This is a genomic window from Aeromonas sp. 11P (assembly GCF_051920165.1).
Lineage (GTDB): Bacteria > Pseudomonadota > Gammaproteobacteria > Enterobacterales > Aeromonadaceae > Aeromonas > Aeromonas veronii.
Genome location: NZ_JBQBDJ010000004.1, coordinates 640,031 through 656,783, shown reverse-complemented (window position 1 = coordinate 656,783; position 16,753 = coordinate 640,031). Strand labels below are relative to the sequence as shown.

At 61.5% G+C, this 16,753-nt stretch carries 10 protein-coding genes and 1 pseudogene; 9 read left to right on the top strand and 2 right to left on the bottom strand.

The window, feature by feature from the left end:
* Positions 1 to 71: 71 nt before the first annotated feature.
* The 4 genes from hydA (at position 72) to ACTG1P_RS03125 (ending at position 4,918) form a co-directional block, all read left to right on the top strand.
* Positions 72 to 1,496 (top strand): dihydropyrimidinase, encoded by a 1,425-nt coding sequence (gene hydA / locus ACTG1P_RS03140; RefSeq protein WP_440002277.1) that lies wholly within the window; start codon positions 72 to 74, stop codon positions 1,494 to 1,496.
* A 95-nt stretch (positions 1,497 to 1,591) separates the two neighbouring features.
* A complete protein-coding gene (gene arcC / locus ACTG1P_RS03135) occupies positions 1,592 to 2,524 on the top strand; it encodes a carbamate kinase (RefSeq protein ID WP_440000466.1) in 933 nt (310 codons plus the stop codon).
* 224 nt (positions 2,525 to 2,748) lie between these two features.
* Positions 2,749 to 3,672: a DMT family transporter gene (locus ACTG1P_RS03130; protein WP_440000465.1), complete on the top strand. Its 924-nt coding sequence runs from the start codon at positions 2,749 to 2,751 to the stop codon at positions 3,670 to 3,672.
* Positions 3,673 to 3,832: 160 nt separating this feature from the next.
* On the top strand, positions 3,833 to 4,918 hold the full coding sequence (locus ACTG1P_RS03125) for a calcium/sodium antiporter (protein ID WP_005360785.1): 1,086 nt from the start codon (positions 3,833 to 3,835) through the stop codon (positions 4,916 to 4,918).
* A gap of 105 nt (positions 4,919 to 5,023) precedes the next feature.
* Here ACTG1P_RS03125 and yqeB read toward each other — a convergent pair whose 3' ends face one another.
* On the bottom strand, positions 5,024 to 6,616 hold the full coding sequence (yqeB, locus tag ACTG1P_RS03120; protein WP_440000464.1) for a selenium-dependent molybdenum cofactor biosynthesis protein YqeB: 1,593 nt from the start codon (positions 6,614 to 6,616) through the stop codon (positions 5,024 to 5,026).
* 39 nt (positions 6,617 to 6,655) lie between these two features.
* Positions 6,656 to 7,492, bottom strand: a complete 837-nt coding sequence (gene yqeC, locus ACTG1P_RS03115; RefSeq protein ID WP_440000463.1) for a selenium cofactor biosynthesis protein YqeC — start codon at positions 7,490 to 7,492, stop codon at positions 6,656 to 6,658.
* Between the two features lies 1 nt (position 7,493).
* Between yqeC and mocA the strand changes: the two genes are divergently transcribed.
* The 5 genes and pseudogenes from mocA to ACTG1P_RS03090 all read left to right on the top strand — a co-directional run bounded on the left by mocA (position 7,494) and on the right by ACTG1P_RS03090 (position 16,681).
* Positions 7,494 to 8,141, top strand: coding sequence for a molybdenum cofactor cytidylyltransferase (gene mocA / locus ACTG1P_RS03110; protein ID WP_440000462.1), 648 nt, complete (start codon positions 7,494 to 7,496; stop codon positions 8,139 to 8,141).
* A 320-nt stretch (positions 8,142 to 8,461) separates the two neighbouring features.
* On the top strand, positions 8,462 to 11,572 hold the full coding sequence (ygfK, locus tag ACTG1P_RS03105) for a putative selenate reductase subunit YgfK (protein ID WP_440000461.1): 3,111 nt from the start codon (positions 8,462 to 8,464) through the stop codon (positions 11,570 to 11,572).
* A gap of 30 nt (positions 11,573 to 11,602) precedes the next feature.
* On the top strand, positions 11,603 to 12,931 hold the full coding sequence (gene ssnA / locus ACTG1P_RS03100; RefSeq protein ID WP_440000460.1) for a putative aminohydrolase SsnA: 1,329 nt from the start codon (positions 11,603 to 11,605) through the stop codon (positions 12,929 to 12,931).
* 81 nt (positions 12,932 to 13,012) lie between these two features.
* Complete coding sequence (gene ygfM, locus ACTG1P_RS03095) at positions 13,013 to 13,789, top strand: molybdopterin-dependent oxidoreductase FAD-binding subunit (RefSeq protein ID WP_440000459.1); 777 nt, start codon at positions 13,013 to 13,015, stop codon at positions 13,787 to 13,789.
* Positions 13,786 to 16,681 (top strand): annotated as a pseudogene (locus ACTG1P_RS03090) (molybdopterin-dependent oxidoreductase Mo/Fe-S-binding subunit). The gene ygfM and the pseudogene ACTG1P_RS03090 overlap by 4 nt, the downstream one beginning before the upstream one ends.
* Positions 16,682 to 16,753 lie beyond the last annotated feature (72 nt).

Here is a 16,753-nt window from a genome sequence, read left to right as displayed (position 1 = left end):
GGCTGTCGCAAGTGCCCCGTCTACATTGAGGCGGGGCTTTGCTGTTTGAAGTGATGTTCGAGGTGGTGGGGATGAAACGGCTGATCAAAAACGGTGTGCTGGTCGATGCGCAGGGGGAATATCGTCAGGATCTGCTGATCGAAAACGGGGTGATCCGTGCCCGTGCCGCCGATATCCAGCCCGATGGCGAGACCGAAGTGATCGATGCCAGCGGCTGTTACGTGATGCCGGGCGGCATCGACGTCCATACCCACTTCAACATCGATGTCGGGATTGCCCGCAGTTGCGATGACTTTTTCAGCGGTACCCGTGCCGCCGCCTGTGGTGGCACCACAACCATCGTCGATCACATGGGATTTGGCCCGGCGGGGTGCAATCTGCATCACCAGCTGGCCCGCTATCACGATTACGCCGCCGATCAGGCGGTGATCGACTACAGCTTTCACGGCGTGATCCAGCATGTGGATCACGCCATCCTCCACGAGATGGCCGCCATGGTGCAGGAGGAGGGGATCAGCAGCTTCAAGCTCTATCTCACCTACCAGTACAAGCTGGGGGACCATGACGTGCTGCGCGCGCTGGCCCGCCTCAAAGAGGTGGGGGCGCTCGCCACCGTCCATCCCGAGAACGATGCCGCCATCGCGGCGCGGCGGGCGGCCCTGCTGGCTGCGGGCCACCACGAGCCCTGGTATCACCCGCAGAGCCGCCCGCTGGAGTGCGAAGCCGAGGCGGTGGCCCGGATGATCAATCTGGCGGGGCTCGCTGGCAATGCGCCGCTCTATATCGTCCACCTCTCCAACGGCTTGGGGCTGGAGTACCTGAAATTGGCGCGCCGTCAGGGTCAGCCGGTCTGGGTGGAGACCTGCCCGCAATATCTGCTTTTGGATGATTCCTGCTACTACCGGGAGAACGGGGTCGACTTCCTGTTGAGCCCGCCGCTGCGCTCACGCTGCGAGCAGGACAAGCTGTGGGTCGGCGTTGCTGCGGGCGATATCGACACGGTGGCGACCGATCACTGCAACTTCTCCCACGCCCAGCGCATGACCTTGTCAGGCGGTGATTTCAGCCTCTGCCCCAACGGCTTGCCCGGGGTCGAGAACCGGATGTTGCTGCTGTTTGCCCACGGGGTGCTGGGCGGGCGCATCTCGCCATCACGCTTTGTGGCGCTCACCAGCGCCAATTCGGCGCGCCTGTTTGGCCTCTGGCCGCGCAAGGGCAACTTGCAACCAGGGGCCGACGCCGATCTGGTGCTGATGGATCCCCGTGGTGAGACCCTGATCCGTCACGCCGCCTTGCACGACAACGGCGACTACAGTCCCTACGAGGGGATGCGCTGTCCCGGCCGGATCAGGATGACCCTGAGCCGTGGCGAGATAGTCGCTCGCGATGGCGAGTTCCTCGGGCGGCGTGGTCATGGCCGGTTTTTGGCCAGAGCGCCCTTTGATCCGGCGTTGGCGCCGGAGCTGCGCTCGCCTTGCCCCACAGTGGCAGGCTGACAATTCGTTCGAAACACGCAAATCAGCAAGGTTATGTGAACAACGAAAGGTGGGCCGGTATCGCGCCGGCTTGTCCCATCACTGGAGATAACAAGATGAAACAGAGAATCGTACTGGCCCTTGGTGGCAATGCGCTGGGCAACAACCTGCCCGAGCAGATGAAGGCGGTGCAGAGCACGGCGGGCACCATTGCCGACCTGATCGCCCAGGGGCATGAGGTGGTGGTGACCCACGGCAACGGCCCGCAGGTGGGGATGATCCAGCAGGCGTTCGAGGTGGCGGCCCGTCATGACTCCAAGGCGCCCCATCTGCCCATGTCGGTCTGCGTGGCCCTGAGTCAGGGTTATATCGGTTATGACCTGCAAAACGCCCTGCGCGAAGCTCTGCTGGAACGCGGCATCCACAAGCCGGTCGCCACTCTGGTGACCCAGGTGGAGGTGGATAAAAACGATCCCGCCTTCCTCGACCCGAGCAAGCCCATCGGCGGCTTCTTCAGCAAGGAGGAGGCCGAGGTGCTGATGACCAAGGGCGAGCGGCTCAAAGAGGATGCCGGTCGCGGCTATCGCCGGGTGGTCGCATCTCCCAAACCCATCGACATCATCGAGAAGGAGACCGTCTCTGCCATGCTGGCAGCCGGTCAGGTGGTGATCACCGTCGGTGGCGGCGGCATTCCGGTGCTGCGCGAAGGCAATCATCTGCGCGGTGCCAGCGCGGTGATCGACAAGGATTGGGCCAGTGCCAAGCTGGCGGAACTGATTGACGCCGACATGTTGATCATCCTCACCGCGGTGGAGAAGGTCGCCATCAACTTCGGCAAGCCTGATGTGCAGTGGCTCGATCAGCTGAGCGTCGGAGATGCCAACAGCTTTATCGCCCAGGGGCAGTTTGCCAAAGGCTCCATGCTGCCCAAGGTGGAGGCGGCGCTCTCGTTCGCCACATCCTTGCCGGGGCGCAAATCCCTCATCACCCTGCTGGAAAAGGCAGCTGAGGGGATCGCTGGCAAGACCGGGACCGTGATCAGCCTGTAGCGTGCAACGCGATGACGGGTTTATAGACAGGGGGCCTTGGCCCCCTGCTGTTTTTGGCTCGGGCGCTGCCGTGGCTGAGGTCGATTTGCTCACAGGCAATTTGCCCATAGGCTATTCGCCCGTAGGGAATGGGCTGCCCGCCAGCACAGGGGTAAGATAGCCACCCCGATAAGGGTTGGCCCATCGGAACAAGAGGCGAAAGGCAGAGCTATGCGTGGTGAGAGATGAGTGGAAAGATCAATATAGCGGCGCTGGGGGGATTGGTCCTGCTCACCGCCATCTGGAGTTACAGCTGGATCGTGATGAAGCAGGTGATGCTCTACGCGGGGGCCTTCGAGTTCACCGCCCTGCGCTGCCTGTGCGGATCTCTGGTTCTGCTGCTGGTGTTGGCCCTGCGCGGGCGCCGTTATCTCAAACCCACCCCGTTTCGCTATACCTTCGCCATCGCCCTGTTCCAGACCTGCGGCATGGTGGGGTTGGCCCAGTGGGCGCTGATCAGCGGCGGTGCGGGCAAGGTGGCCATTCTGAGCTACACCATGCCGTTCTGGGTGGTGATCTTCGCGGCGCTCTTTCTCGGCGAGCGGATGCGAAAGCTCCACTATCTGGCAGTCGGGGTGGCTGCCTGCGGTCTGCTGCTGGTGATCCAGCCCTGGTTGCTGCATCTTGAATCCCTCAAGAGTGCGCTCTTGGCGATCCTCTCTGGCATCTGCTGGGGGATCAGCGCCATCATCGCCAAGCGGATGTATGCCCGCCATCCCGCGGTGGATCTGATGTCCCTCACCACCTGGCAGATGATCTACGCCACCATGGTGATGGCCGTGGTGGCGGCGCTGGTGCCGGAGCGACCCATCGACTGGCAGCCCTATGTGTTTGGTGCGCTCGCCTACAGCGCCATCTTCGCCACGGCGCTGGCCTGGAGCCTCTGGCTGTTCGTGCTGAAAAAGCTGCCGGCCGGGATCGCCAGCCTCAGTACCCTGGCGGTGCCGGTGAGCGGCGTGCTGCTCTCCTGGTGGCTGCTCGGCGAAAACCCGGGGCCGGTGGAGGGGAGCGGCATTGGCCTTATCGTGCTGGCGCTTATCGTCATCAGCCGCAAGGGCAAGCGTTCCGTGGTGTCGGTGGCGGGGGAGACCCGTATCAAGCACGGTTGAGTGGTGACTGGGCTGCCAGTGGCACGAGAAACAGCACTCAAAAGAGCCCGCGACAGGGGACCAGCCCCTCGTTACAATGGCGTGGTCTGGCTGTGCTGGAGCACAGGTATCTGATTCATTGTGATTATTTCAACGAACCTAACGGCAAGGATGAGACCGTATGATGACGCTGGTGTGGTTGGCTGTAGGCCTGGTGTGTCTGGTGGTGGGGGCCGAATCTCTGGTGCGGGGCGCATCTCGCCTCGCCACCATGATGGGGATATCGCCACTGGTGGTGGGATTGACCATAGTGGCCTTTGGGACCAGTGCTCCCGAGCTGGCGGTGAGCATCCAGTCTGGCCTCGAGGGACAGGCAGGGATAGCGGTGGGGAACGTGGTCGGCAGCAATATCTTCAACGTGCTGTTTATTTTAGGTATTTCGGCACTGATCGTACCGTTGACCGTCTCCCAGCAACTGGTACGTCTCGATGTGCCCTTGATGATAGTGGTCTCTTTTCTGGTGTTGTTGCTGGGCTACGATGGCCGTATTGCTCCGCTGGAAGGGGCGCTGCTGTTTGCCGGCATCATCGCCTACACCGGGTTTCTCTTTGTCCAGAGTCGACGGGAAAACAAAGCGGTGCAGGCGGAGTACGAGCAGGAGTTTGGTACCCGTGAAGCGAGTACGGCGGGCAACTGGTTGCGCAATCTGCTCTTTATTGCCGCAGGTCTGGGTCTGCTGATCCTCGGCTCCCGCCTGCTGGTTGGCAGTGCGGTTGAGATTGCCCACTACTTCGGGGTGAGCGATCTGATCATCGGCTTGACCATAGTGGCGGCCGGTACCTCCTTGCCCGAAGTGGTGACCTCCATCGTTGCAGCCCTGCGCGGGGAGCGGGATATCGCTGTGGGTAACGTGGTGGGCAGCAATATCTTCAATATCCTCTGCGTGCTGGGGCTTACCTCCATCGTTACTCCCGGTGGGCTTGAAGTGTCGGCCACCGCCCTTCAGTTCGATATTCCGGTAATGATTGCGGTGGCGCTTGCCTGCCTGCCCATCTTCTTTACCGGTTACACCATCGCCCGCTGGGAAGGGGCGCTGTTTCTGGCCTACTACATCGGCTACACCTGCTGGCTGATCCTCCACGCCACATCCAGTCCGCTGCAAGGTCAGTTCAGTGCAGCGCTAACCGGTTTTGTGTTGCCGCTCACCGCCATCACTCTGGTTGTGCTGGCGGTGCGAGCCTGGCGATTGCAACGAACCCGGTCGTGATGCAGGTTCTCCTGATGTAAAGGAGCTGCATCAACCGACAGGCCGAAAAAAGCCCCACCATCACGGTGGGGCCTTTGTTTGGTGCTCTGGGGGCGCGCCGTGACCTTATCGGCGCTTGGCCAGATGCATCATGGCTTCCAGCACGGCGCCGCCGATGGCGCGTGCCTTGTCAGAGACTGTGGTGGGGTCGGCGCGCTCGCCTCTGGGGTCGATATCCCCGATCTTGAAGCCGACCGGTACCTCTATGCCATCGCTGAGCAACCCCCGCACCATGCCGGAGAGCGGCGCGATAATGGGAGTGTCCCCCACATGGGCGATCACATCCCCCTCCTGCACCAGATCACCGAGCTTGATAATGCTCTTCATCACCCCGGCGACAGGGGCGCGCACCACCCGGCGGGCGGAGTGTCCCTCGATCACCCCGGGAATGCCGGTATTGGGTTGGGCGGGGCCCTGATAGATAACCCGGCCCAGATGATGACCGCGGTTGGTCTCGATGACCGCATCGCAGTCGCGCCCCGCCTCAAACCCCGGGCCAAGGGCCACCGTAATGGGGGCCATCTCCTTGTGGGTGCCGAGATTCTGCTTGGCGAGGATGGCATCCACCAGATAGCGGGGCTTGAGCTCGGCGAGGGTGGCACAGTCAGGGTCAACCAGTAGCGGAATGACGCCCCGATCCAGCTGCTCGAACGCCTGTTCGACGCTCTCGACCCGCTTGGCACGCACTCCCTCGACCCTTGTTTCGCCGTCGAACATCCCCTGAGCGAAGGCGACGGTGCGGCGGATCACGGTGGGCTTGTCGAGATCCAGCATCACCACCTTGAAGCCTGCATTGTGCAGGCGCAGCGCCACGCCAGTAGCGATATCGCCGGAGCCACGCATCACCACCAGCTGATCCCGCTTGAGGCGCACATCATCCTGCATCAGCCCACCCGCTTTGCCGTTTTTCACCTGCAGCAGCTCGGCGAGGATGCTGATGGCGATCTCCTCGGGGGTTTCGGCACCGATGTTGTAACCGATGGGGGCGTGCAGCTGCTGCAGTTGATCCTGGCTCACCCCTTGCTGGCGCAGCGCCTGGGTGAAGGTCTGCACCTTGCGCTTGCTGGCGAGCAGCCCCAGATAGGCGAGGGGACGGCTGATGAGCCGATCCAGCGCCTCCTTGTCCTGATGGTTGGTGGCGATGATGACGAAGTTGGCGGGCTCGATGGCCAGTTTCTCGATCACCGCGCTGATGGTATCGGCCTGCACCAGATGGGTACCGGCGGGGAAGAGGTCAGGGTTGAGGCTCCCCTCGAAGCAATCCCCTACATGGACATCAAAGCCGAGCGGCGCCGCAGCATGGGCCACAGCCCGGTTGACGTGGCCGGCACCAATGAGCACCAGCCGTGATCGCAGACCATAGACATCGATATAGACCGACATGGCACCACCGCAATCCGACCCGACCGCATGCTCACCGTTGCGTGCCATCCGGCCGTGGAAGATGCGCGGCTTGCGCTCGGCAATGGCGGCCATCGCTTCCTCGATCACCAGCCGCTCGATCATGCCGCCGCCGATGGTACCGAGGATCTGGCCATCGGCCATTACCAGCATCTGGGCCTGATGGCGCGGGGTGGAGCCCCGACTCTCGATGATCTGGGCCATGGCAAACGGCGTGTTCTCCTGTTCCAGTCGGGCTGCGTGTGCAAACAGATTCATAAGGTACCTCTTTTCATCCTTAAAACGTCAGGGGCGAGGCTAAAGTGCCTCCCCGTGCGGAGCTGTGCAGATCAGGTGACGGATGGGGGGGGATTCGCGCACGGCCCCCTGCCAGATGGCGTGGATCTCGGGGTGGCGGCTCTGCAGCTTTATCAACTCATCGAGCCACGACGCCTCATTTTGATAATCCCCATTGATAAACCAGATCCGGCGCGCCCTGGCCGGGGTGCCCTTGAACACCCCCTCGGGGTGGGAGATCAGCCTGTCAAACAGTGCCCAGTCAAGTGGCTCACCGGCCGCAATCCCGCACAGGGCCTGCAATTCAGCCCAGCGGTGGATCTGCGCCGGTTCGGCATTGGCTCCCACCATGGCGCCGCCCAGCAGGGCGATCACCCAGTCACTCTGGTGTGGAATGCAAGGTTCGTGCAAAGCGGGCACTTTCAATAACTTGTGATGGGCGCCATCCGCTTCGACCAAGATGAGATCGAAGCGCTGCTGCCCCTTGATGAGATCAATCTGCTGGGGTGTGGGGCCCGCCACCTTTCCGGTGCGCTCGTCGAGATGGCTGAACAGGGCAACCAGCGCCGGGCCATCCGGTAGCGCCTGACAGCGGGTAAGTTGACGAACGGGATCCGTCTCGATAATCAATTCCCGATAGTGTGACGGGGCAGGCAGAAACATCCGGGTGGTGGTGGTAATTAGCACCCTTTTACCCTGTTGATAAAAATATTCCGCCAGCCAGAACAGGGTGCTGGTTTTTCCACCGGCCCCGCAGAGACTAATTAAGGTAGTATGGCTATCAATATTTTGGGTGAGCGAGTTTAATAGCGGATCTATATCTGGAAATGCGACAGCAACAGCGTGTGGGTGCGACATAATGACGACCAAAATAAATATAGAAGGGAGTGGAAAACAACGTTGCCAGGAACAAGTGCAGTGTGACTGTATAATAACGGCGGCGGGTTTATCTTCCCGAATGGGTACATGGAAAATGATGCTACCTTATTGCCAGGGGACAATGCTTGATGCAAGTCTCAAAAATGCCCTGGCCTTTTGTCAGCGGGTTATTCTGGTGGTGGGCCATCGTGGCGAGGAGCTTGAAGCGCGCTACGGATCACGGCCGGATATTGTTGTCGTCCACAATCCCGACTATCGGCAGGGACTGGGCAGCTCCATCCGCTGCGCCCTGGCGGCCAGTGACGCTGACTACCTCTTTATCAGCCACGGGGATCTCCCCTGTATCCCGCGCGATGTCTATCAACAGCTCTGGCAGGCACAGGGCTGTGAGACACTCTTTCCCACCTGGCTGGGGGAGGCTGGCCATCCGGTGTTGCTGCCAAAATCCCTTGCCCGCGAGTTGGCAGCGGCCCCGGTGCAGTCGTCGGTACGGCGCTGGTTGCAAGGGCATCCCCACCGTATGGTGCCGGTCGATAGTCCCGCCATCCTGTTTGATGTGGATACCCCGGAGCGCTATCAGGCGCTGCTGGGCGGTGCGCTGGAAATGGAGATCGAGCGCGCGAAATAACCCTGTTTTAAAAAGATAACGGGGAGATAAATGGCGTATCAAAGTGATATTTCTCGCACTTGATCTGATAGGGCGAGTTCTTTTTAATCAGCTCATCAAGTAAATTTCAGAGTGATTGATAACTACTCGCAATACCCATAATGGTGGCATCGTAAATTCTCTCCATTAATTGGAGCTGTCTCACGCTTTCACCCTAAAAAATAGTTTTGTGGCTGGTGTGGCCTGATAGTTGCTCCTCTCCTTGCCAAGGGGTAATGCCCGTGCGGGATACCCCATTTATTCATGCTGCCAATGGGCAGAACAGCTGCAAGGAGATTGCCATGGGCGATATTATGCGACCCGTTCCGTTCAAGAACCTTCTGACCCGTATTTTCGCGGAATATAAAGAGAGTCAGAGTATTTTCGGTATTCCCGCCGCGCAATTCTATCGCAAGCAGGACGAGCGCAAGATCAAGGTGTTCGGTGAAACCTGCGAAACCCCCATCGGTCCGGCGGCTGGCCCCCATACCCAGCTGGCCCAGAACATCGTCACCTCCTGGCTGACTGGCGGGCGCTTTATCGAGCTCAAGACGGTGCAGATCCTGGACCGTCTCGAACTGGAAAAGCCCTGCATCGATGCCGAAGACGAGTGCTTCAACACCGAGTGGTCTACCGAGTTCACCCTGCCCAAGGCGTTTGACGAGTATCTGAAAGCCTGGTTTGCCCTCTACCTGCTGGAAGAGGTGTTCGATCCCCGTCTCGACGGAGAGGCCAAGTCATTCATCTTCAACATGAGCGTGGGTTACAACCTCGATGGCATCAAACAGCCACCGATGCAGCAGTTCATCCACAGCCTGATGGATGCAAGCCAAAGTCCGAAATTTGCCGAGTACCAGCAGGTGGTACGCGAGCTGGTGGCCGACGAGCAGTTTATCGCCGAGCTGGGACTGGGGGCGCGGCGCGATCGCCTGCAGCAGTTGGTGGATCGCATCCCGGCCAATCTGGTGCACGGTGTCACCCTCTCCACCATGCACGGCTGCCCGCCGAACGAGATTGAGGCCATCTGCCGCTATATGCTGGAAGAGAAGGGGCTCAACACCTTCGTCAAACTCAACCCGACCCTGCTGGGCTACCTACGGGTGCGCGAGATCCTCGATACCTGTGGCTTTGATTACATTGGTCTGAGCGAAGAGTCGTTCGATCACGACCTCAAGCAGGATCAGGCCAAGGCGATGCTGACCCGTCTGATGGCGCTGGGGGCCGAGAAGGGGCTCACCTTCGGGGTGAAACTCACCAACACCCTGGGCACCATCAACCGCAAGGGGGCACTGCCGGGGGATGAGATGTATATGTCCGGCCGTGCGCTGTTCCCGCTCTCCATCAACGTGGCGGCCGTGCTGTCCCGCGCCTTCGAGGGCAAACTGCCCATCTCCTACTCGGGCGGTGCCAGCAAGTTCAACATAGCCGAGATCTTCGAGACCGGTATCCGTCCCATCACCATGGCCACCGACCTGCTGAAACCGGGCGGCTACCTGCGCCAGATCGAGTGCCTCAAAGAGATCGACGCTTCCAATAGTTGGGGCATGAGTCAGGTGGATGTGGCCAAGCTGGAGGCGCTGGCCGCCAAGGCGCTCACCATGGATTACACCCAGAAGGAGTGGAAGTCCGAGGATCGTATCGAAGTGGGGGGCGGCCTGCCGCTGACTGACTGCTACGTGGCGCCCTGCGTCACCGCCTGCGCCGTGCATCAGGATATCCCCGAGTACATTCGCCTGATGGGCGAGGGGGAATACGTTGCTGCGCTAGAGCTTATTTATCAGCGCAACGCCTTGCCCGCCATCACCGGTCATATCTGCGATCACCAGTGCCAGTACAACTGCACCCGTCTCGATTACGACAGCCCGCTCAATATCCGCGAGCTGAAAAAAGTAGCGCTGGAGCGCGGCTGGGAAGGGTACAAGGCGCGCTGGCACAAACCGGCCGGCAGCGGTGACAAGCACCCGGTTGCGGTTATTGGGGCAGGCCCGGCTGGTCTCTCCGCCGGTTACTTCCTGGCCCGTGCCGGTCATCCGGTCACCGTGTTCGAGCGTGAAGCGGATGCCGGTGGCGTGGTCAAACACATCATCCCCGAGTTCCGCATTCCGGCTGAGCTTATCCAGCACGACATCGACTTTGTTGCCGCCCACGGGGTCAAGTTCGAGTTTGGCTGCGATCCGGCACTCACCGTCGACAAGCTGCACGCCCAGGGCTTTAGCTATGTCTTCGTCGGCATTGGCGCCGACAAGAACGGTGGCATGCGCCTTGAGGGGGGACACGAGCGGATTTACAAATCCTTCCACTTCCTGCGCAGCTTCAATCAGGGCAAACCGCTGCCGCTCGGCCGCCATGTGGCGGTGATCGGCGCCGGCAACACCGCCATGGACTGCGCCCGCGCCGCCCTCAAGGTGCCGGGAGTGAGCGATGTGACCGTGATCTACCGCCGCAGTGAGAAAGAGATGCCCGCCTATCGCGAGGAGTATCTGGAAGCGGTGGAGGATGGGGTACGTTTCTGCTTCCTTACCAACCCGGAGCGCTTTGACAAAGATGGCAAGCTTGTCGTGCGGATGATGGCGCTGGGGGATCCTGACGAGCAGGGCCGCCGCCGTCCGGTGCCCACCGAGCAGACCGAAGTGATGCAGATGGATGCGCTGATCACCGCCATCGGCGAGCAGCCTGATTGCGACGTATTGAAAGCGATGGGCATTCCCCTTGGCAGCGATGGCTGGCCCGAGGTGGATAGCCAGACTGGCGAAACCAGCCGTCGCAACGTCTTCCTGATCGGTGACGTGCAGAGCGGTCCGTCCTCCATCGTCGGTGCTATCGGCGGTGCCCGCCGCGCCGCGGATCTAGTGCTCTCTCGCGAGCATATCGCTGGCAGTCAGGTCGAGGTCTCAATCCAACCATCGGGCAAGGACGAGATCTACCGTCGCAAGGGGAGCATCGCCGTCACCCTGGTTGACAAGAGCGAGCGTGATGCCTTCGTGGCGCAAGAGGCGCACCGTTGCCTCGAGTGCAACTACCTCTGCAGCAAGTGCGTGGATGTCTGCCCCAACCGGGCCAACGTCGCCATCGCGGTGCCGGGCTTCAAAGACCAGTTCCAGACCCTGCACCTGGATGCCTACTGCAACGAATGTGGCAACTGCGCCCAGTTCTGCCCGTGGCAGGGCAAGCCCTATCAGGACAAGGTCACCATCTTCAGCCTGCCCGAGGACTTCGACAACAGCCGCAACCCCGGTTTCTATCTGGCTGACGGTGGTGAACTGCGGGTGCGTCAGGATGGCGAGACCTATCGCCTGACCATAGACGCCCAAAGCCGGATCAAGGATGCGCCAGCAGCCCTTGGCGACATGTGCCGGATCATCAGCCATGTCCATGCTCATCACCACTACCTGCTGGGGGCCGTCGAGGCCTGAGCGAACCACGAATAAGCGAAGGAGCAAACCATGTTTATTCTGAAGAACGTCACCGCTGTCCAGCTGGAGCCGACCCGGGTGCTGGAAGGGGTGGATATCGCCATCGAAGGATCGCTTATCAAAGCGGTGGGGCCCAATCTGCGGGCCCTCTACCCGGAGGCCAACTATCGGGAGATGGGGGGCAAGCTGGTGATGCCGGGCATCGTCTGTGCCCACAACCACTTCTACTCCGGCCTGTCGCGGGGGATCATGGCCAATATCGCCCCTTGCCCGGACTTTATCTCCACCCTGAAAAACCTCTGGTGGCGGCTCGATCGGGCGCTCGATGAAGAGTCCCTCTACTACAGCGGCCTCATCTGCTCGCTGGAAGCGATCAAGAGCGGTTGTAGTGCGGTGATCGACCACCACGCTTCGCCCAACTTCATCAAGGGCTCCCTGAATGTGCTGCGCAAAGGGTTTATGGAGGCGGGCCTGCGCGGCATGACCTGCTTCGAGACCACGGATCGCAACGGCGGCCTCGCCGAACTGCAGGCCGGGGTGGAGGAGAACATCCTGTTCGCCCAACAGATCGATGCGGCCAAAGCCAAGGGGAGCGAACCCTATCTGGTGGAAGCCCATATCGGCGCTCACGCCCCCTTCACCGTACCCGACGAGGGGCTGGCCATGCTGCGCGAAGCGGTGCAGGTCACCGGTCGCGGGCTGCATATCCATGTGGCGGAAGACCGTTACGACATGGCCCACGGCCACCACCACTATGGCAAGGAGCCCATCGCCCGGCTGGACGAGTTTGGCCTTATCGACAGCAAGACTCTGATCGCCCACGGCATCTACCTGAGCCCGGCTGACATCGAGCTGATCAACAGCCGCGATGCCTTCCTGGTACATAACGCCCGCTCCAACATGAACAACCACGTGGGCTACAACATGCACCTGCCGGAGTATCGCAATCTGGCGCTCGGCACCGATGGCATCGGCTCCGACATGCTCGAAGAGCTCAAGTTCGCCTACTTCAAGCACAAGGATGCTGGTGGCGCCCTGTGGCCAGACAGCTTTGCCCGTTTCCTGTGGAACGGCAATACCCTGCTGGAGCGCAACTTCGGCGCCAAATTTGGCCGCCTGGAGCCCGGCTACAAGGCCGACCTCACCATTTGCGACTACGACGCACCGACCCCGCTGGCGCCGCGCAACCTCGGCGGCCATCTCGCCTTCGGCATGGGATCTGCCTGCGTCAACAGCGTGATGGTGGAGGGGCGCATGGTCTATCAGGACCGCGAGTTCCCGTTCGATGTCGCGCCCCTTTATGAGCAGGCCAGCAAGGTGGCGAGCCGCCTGTGGCAACGGATGGATCAGCTGGCCTAAGGCCACCTTCCACAGTTTTGGACCGGATTGCCCGCCCTGTGGATCTCCCCCGGCGGCGGGCAGCAAGAGTAAGGACGACACATGATTGAGCAATTCTTCCGACCCGAGCAACTGGGTCAGGCTTTGGAACTCAAGGCCAGTTTCGGCAACGACGCCGTCTACATGGGAGGCGGCAGCAAGCTTAACGCCGCTCCGACTCGCACCGACAAGAAGGTCGCTATCTCACTGGACAAGCTGGGACTGAACCAGATTGAGCAGCAGCACGGCCAGCTCCATATCGGCGCCACCGTCACCCTGCAGACCCTGAAAGATGATCCCCGTACCCCGGCAGCCCTGTGCGAGGCGCTGGGGTTTGTCTACTCCCGCCATCTGCGCAATCAGGCCACCCTCGGCGGCGAACTTGCCTGCCAGCAGCAGGATTCCCCTTTGCTGCCGGTGTTGCTGGTGCTCGAAGCCGTGGTCGTGCTGGAGAACAACCTGCTGCAACCTATCGACGCCTATCTGGCGGGCCAGCGCAATGTCCTGGTGCTGGGCGTTGTGCTGCCGGAGCCTGAATTGCGCTGCGCCACTCGCCGCATCAGCCGCAATGCCGATGGCTTGGCGGTGATGACCGCCGCCGTGGCCCTCGACAGCATTGGCGAGATGCGGGTGGCCGTCGCTGGCGTCACCCCGCAGCCGATGCGCCTGCGGGATCTGGAGCGCCGCGAACTGCACGATGCCGCGCTGGAAGCCGCCGTGAGCGAGCTGATTGCGCCCCGTGAGGATTTGGCGGGCAGCATAAGTTACAAGCGGTATATCACCGGCGTGGTAGTGGCGGATCTGCTGGTGTATTGCCAGCAGCAGGAGGTACAAGCATGATGGAACTCAACTTTACCCTGAACGGTGCCTTGCGCACCGTCATCTGCAAGGCCGGTGACAATGCCCAACGGGTGCTGTTCAACCAGTGCCGGATGCACTCGGTGCGCAACAGTGACGACGGCTTCGGTTTTGCCGGCTCCGACGCCATTCTCTTCAACGGCAAGGTGATCAACGCTTCCCTGCTGATCGCCGCCCAGCTGGATGGATCAGAGGTGCGCACCGCCGAGTCACTGGGTAGCTGGAACCAGCTAAGTCTGGTGCAGCAGGCAATGGTGGATGTGGGCGTGGTGCAGTCCGGCTACAACGATCCCGCTGCGGCGCTCATCGTCACCGACCTGCTTGATCGCCACCCCGAACCCACCCGTGATCAAATCGACGATGCCCTCTCGGGCCTCTTTCACCGGGATGGCGGTTACCAGCAGTTCTATCAGGCCATCGAGCTCGCTTGCTCACGGATGAAGGATCCCGATTACCTGTGCCAGATCGCCCCGGAGTTTCGCGACGATCTGCGCCATATCGGCAAGAGCTGTCCGAAAGTGGACGCCGCCAAGATGGTGCAGGCCAAACCCTGCTACGTGGAGGATCGGGTCACCGAGGATGCGCTGGTCATCAAGATGCTGCGAAGCCCCCATCCCCATGCAGTGATCACCAAACTCGACGTGAGCCGCGCCGAAGCCATGCCGGGGGTGGTGCATGTCATTACCCACCTCAACTGCCCCGATATCTACTACACCCCGGGTGGCCAGAGTGCCCCCGAGCCGTCACCGCTGGATCGCCGCATGTTTGGTCGCAAGCTGCGTCACGTAGGTGATCGGGTGGCCGCCGTGGTGGCCGAGAGCGAAGCCATCGCATTGGCCGCGCTCAAGCTCATCGAGGTCGAGTATCAGGTTCTGCCGGCGGTCATGAACATTGACGAGGCGATGGCCCCGAATGCACCGCTGGTGCACGACGAGCCCATCGTCTACATGGCCGGGGCACCGGCGGATCTGGAGCAGCAAAACGCCTGCTCGGTGCGTCGCGGTGACGAGCACATGATCATCAACTTCCCCATCGGCTCCCGCCCGCACGAGAATCTGGCCGCCAGCGTCCATGGTCAGATCGGCGATGTGGCCAAAGGCTTTGCCGAGGCGGACGAGATTGTCGAGCGCACCTACGAATCGACCCAGGCCCAGCAGTGCCCGACCGAGCCGCATATCTGCTTCACCTACATGGATGGGGATCGTCTGGTCATTCACGCCTCTACTCAGGTGCCGTGGCACGTGCGCCGTCAGGTGGCGCGTATCGTCGGCATGAAGCAACATCAGGTGCACGTGATCAAGGAGCGGGTAGGAGGCGGTTTTGGCTCCAAGCAGGATATCCTGCTGGAAGAGGTGTGCGCCTGGGCGACCAGGGTCACCGGCCGTCCCGTCACCTTCCGCTACACCCGTGAAGAGGAGTTCATCAGCAACACCTCCCGCCACGTGGCCAAGGTGAAGGTGAAAGTGGGGGCCAAGAAAGATGGCACCATCACCGCCATCGATATGGATTTTCGTGCCAACACAGGCCCTTACGGCAACCACTCCCTGACGGTGCCGAGCAACGGCCCGGCGCTCTCCCTGCCGCTCTATCCGTGCGACAACGTGCGCTTTACCGTCAACACCTACTACAGCAACATCTGCCCGACCGGGGCCTATCAGGGCTACGGCGCGCCCAAGGGTAACTTCGCGCTGACCATGGCCATTGCCGAGCTTGCCGAGAAACTGGGGATCGATCAGCTCGACATGGTGGAGCACAACCGGGTGCACGAAGGAGACATCCTCAAGGTGCTGGGGGCCATCGGCGAGGGCAAGATGCCTACCTCTGTGCCCCACGCCGCCAGCTGCGCCCTAGAGCCCATCCTCAAACAGGGTCGCGAACTGATTGCTTGGGATAGCCCCAAACCCGCTGACGGGGATTGGCGCATCGGCCGTGGCGTCGCCATCATCATGCAAAAATCGGGGATCCCGGATATCGATCAGGCCAACTGCATGGTCAAGCTGGAATCTGACGGCACCTTTATCGTCCACTCCGGTGGCGCCGATATCGGCACCGGCCTCGATACCGTGGTGGCCAAGCTGACCGCCGAGGTGCTCGGTTGCCCGCTCAGCGATGTGCATGTGATCTCTGGCGACACCGACCACGCCCTGTTCGACAAGGGAGCCTACGCCTCGTCAGGCACCTGCTTCTCCGGCAACGCGGCCAAGATGGCGGCCGAGAACCTCAAGGCGAAGATCCTGTTCCATGGCGCCGCCATGCTGGGCGAGCCGGTGGAGGATGTGGAGCTGGTTCACCCGGGTATCGTGCACGGCAAGCAGGGGGAGGTGAGCCTCGCCAAGCTGGCCCACAAGGCCGAGACAGGTACCGGCTTCGGCATTCTGGTGGGCACCGCCAGCTACATCACTTCGGAGCTTGCCTTCCCGTATGGGGCCAACTTCGCCGAGGTGGCGGTCAACGTCAGAACCGGCGAGATCCGTCTCGACAAGTTCTACGCCCTGCTCGACTGCGGTACCCCCATCAACCCGGAGCTGGCCCTCGGCCAGATCTACGGGGCGACCATGCGGGCCATCGGCCACACCATGAGCGAGGAGATGCTACGACAGCAAGGGCATCCCGCTCACCCGGGATCTGAAGAGCTATGGCGCGCCCAAGATTGGCGACATTCCGCGCGATTTTCGGGCCTTCCTGGTACCGAGTGACGACAAGGTCGGCCCTTACGGCGCCAAGTCCATCTCGGAGATCGGGGTGAACGGTGCGGCGCCCGCCATCGCCACCGCCATCCACGACGCCTGCGGTGTCTGGCTGCGCAAGTGGCACTTCACGCCGGAGCAGATCCTGCGCGAGCTGGGCAAGCTGGAGCAAAAAGTGTCGGCATAACAAAAGAAAAGGTGAGGGACGGGCGCCAGCTCGCCCCCAGCGCCTGACGGCGGAATGAGTACTCCGCCTACA

Coding starts and splice junctions, on each gene's coding strand:
- yqeC (WP_440000463.1), bottom strand. CDS start 7,492: ATGTCGCACCCACACGCTGTTGCTGTCGCATTTCCAGATATAGATCCG.
- ygfK (WP_440000461.1), top strand. CDS start 8,462: ATGGGCGATATTATGCGACCCGTTCCGTTCAAGAACCTTCTGACCCGT.
- mocA (WP_440000462.1), top strand. CDS start 7,494: ATGACGACCAAAATAAATATAGAAGGGAGTGGAAAACAACGTTGCCAG.
- ACTG1P_RS03130 (WP_440000465.1), top strand. CDS start 2,749: ATGAGTGGAAAGATCAATATAGCGGCGCTGGGGGGATTGGTCCTGCTC.
- yqeB (WP_440000464.1), bottom strand. CDS start 6,616: ATGAATCTGTTTGCACACGCAGCCCGACTGGAACAGGAGAACACGCCG.
- ACTG1P_RS03125 (WP_005360785.1), top strand. CDS start 3,833: ATGATGACGCTGGTGTGGTTGGCTGTAGGCCTGGTGTGTCTGGTGGTG.
- ygfM (WP_440000459.1), top strand. CDS start 13,013: ATGATTGAGCAATTCTTCCGACCCGAGCAACTGGGTCAGGCTTTGGAA.
- arcC (WP_440000466.1), top strand. CDS start 1,592: ATGAAACAGAGAATCGTACTGGCCCTTGGTGGCAATGCGCTGGGCAAC.
- ssnA (WP_440000460.1), top strand. CDS start 11,603: ATGTTTATTCTGAAGAACGTCACCGCTGTCCAGCTGGAGCCGACCCGG.
- hydA (WP_440002277.1), top strand. CDS start 72: ATGAAACGGCTGATCAAAAACGGTGTGCTGGTCGATGCGCAGGGGGAA.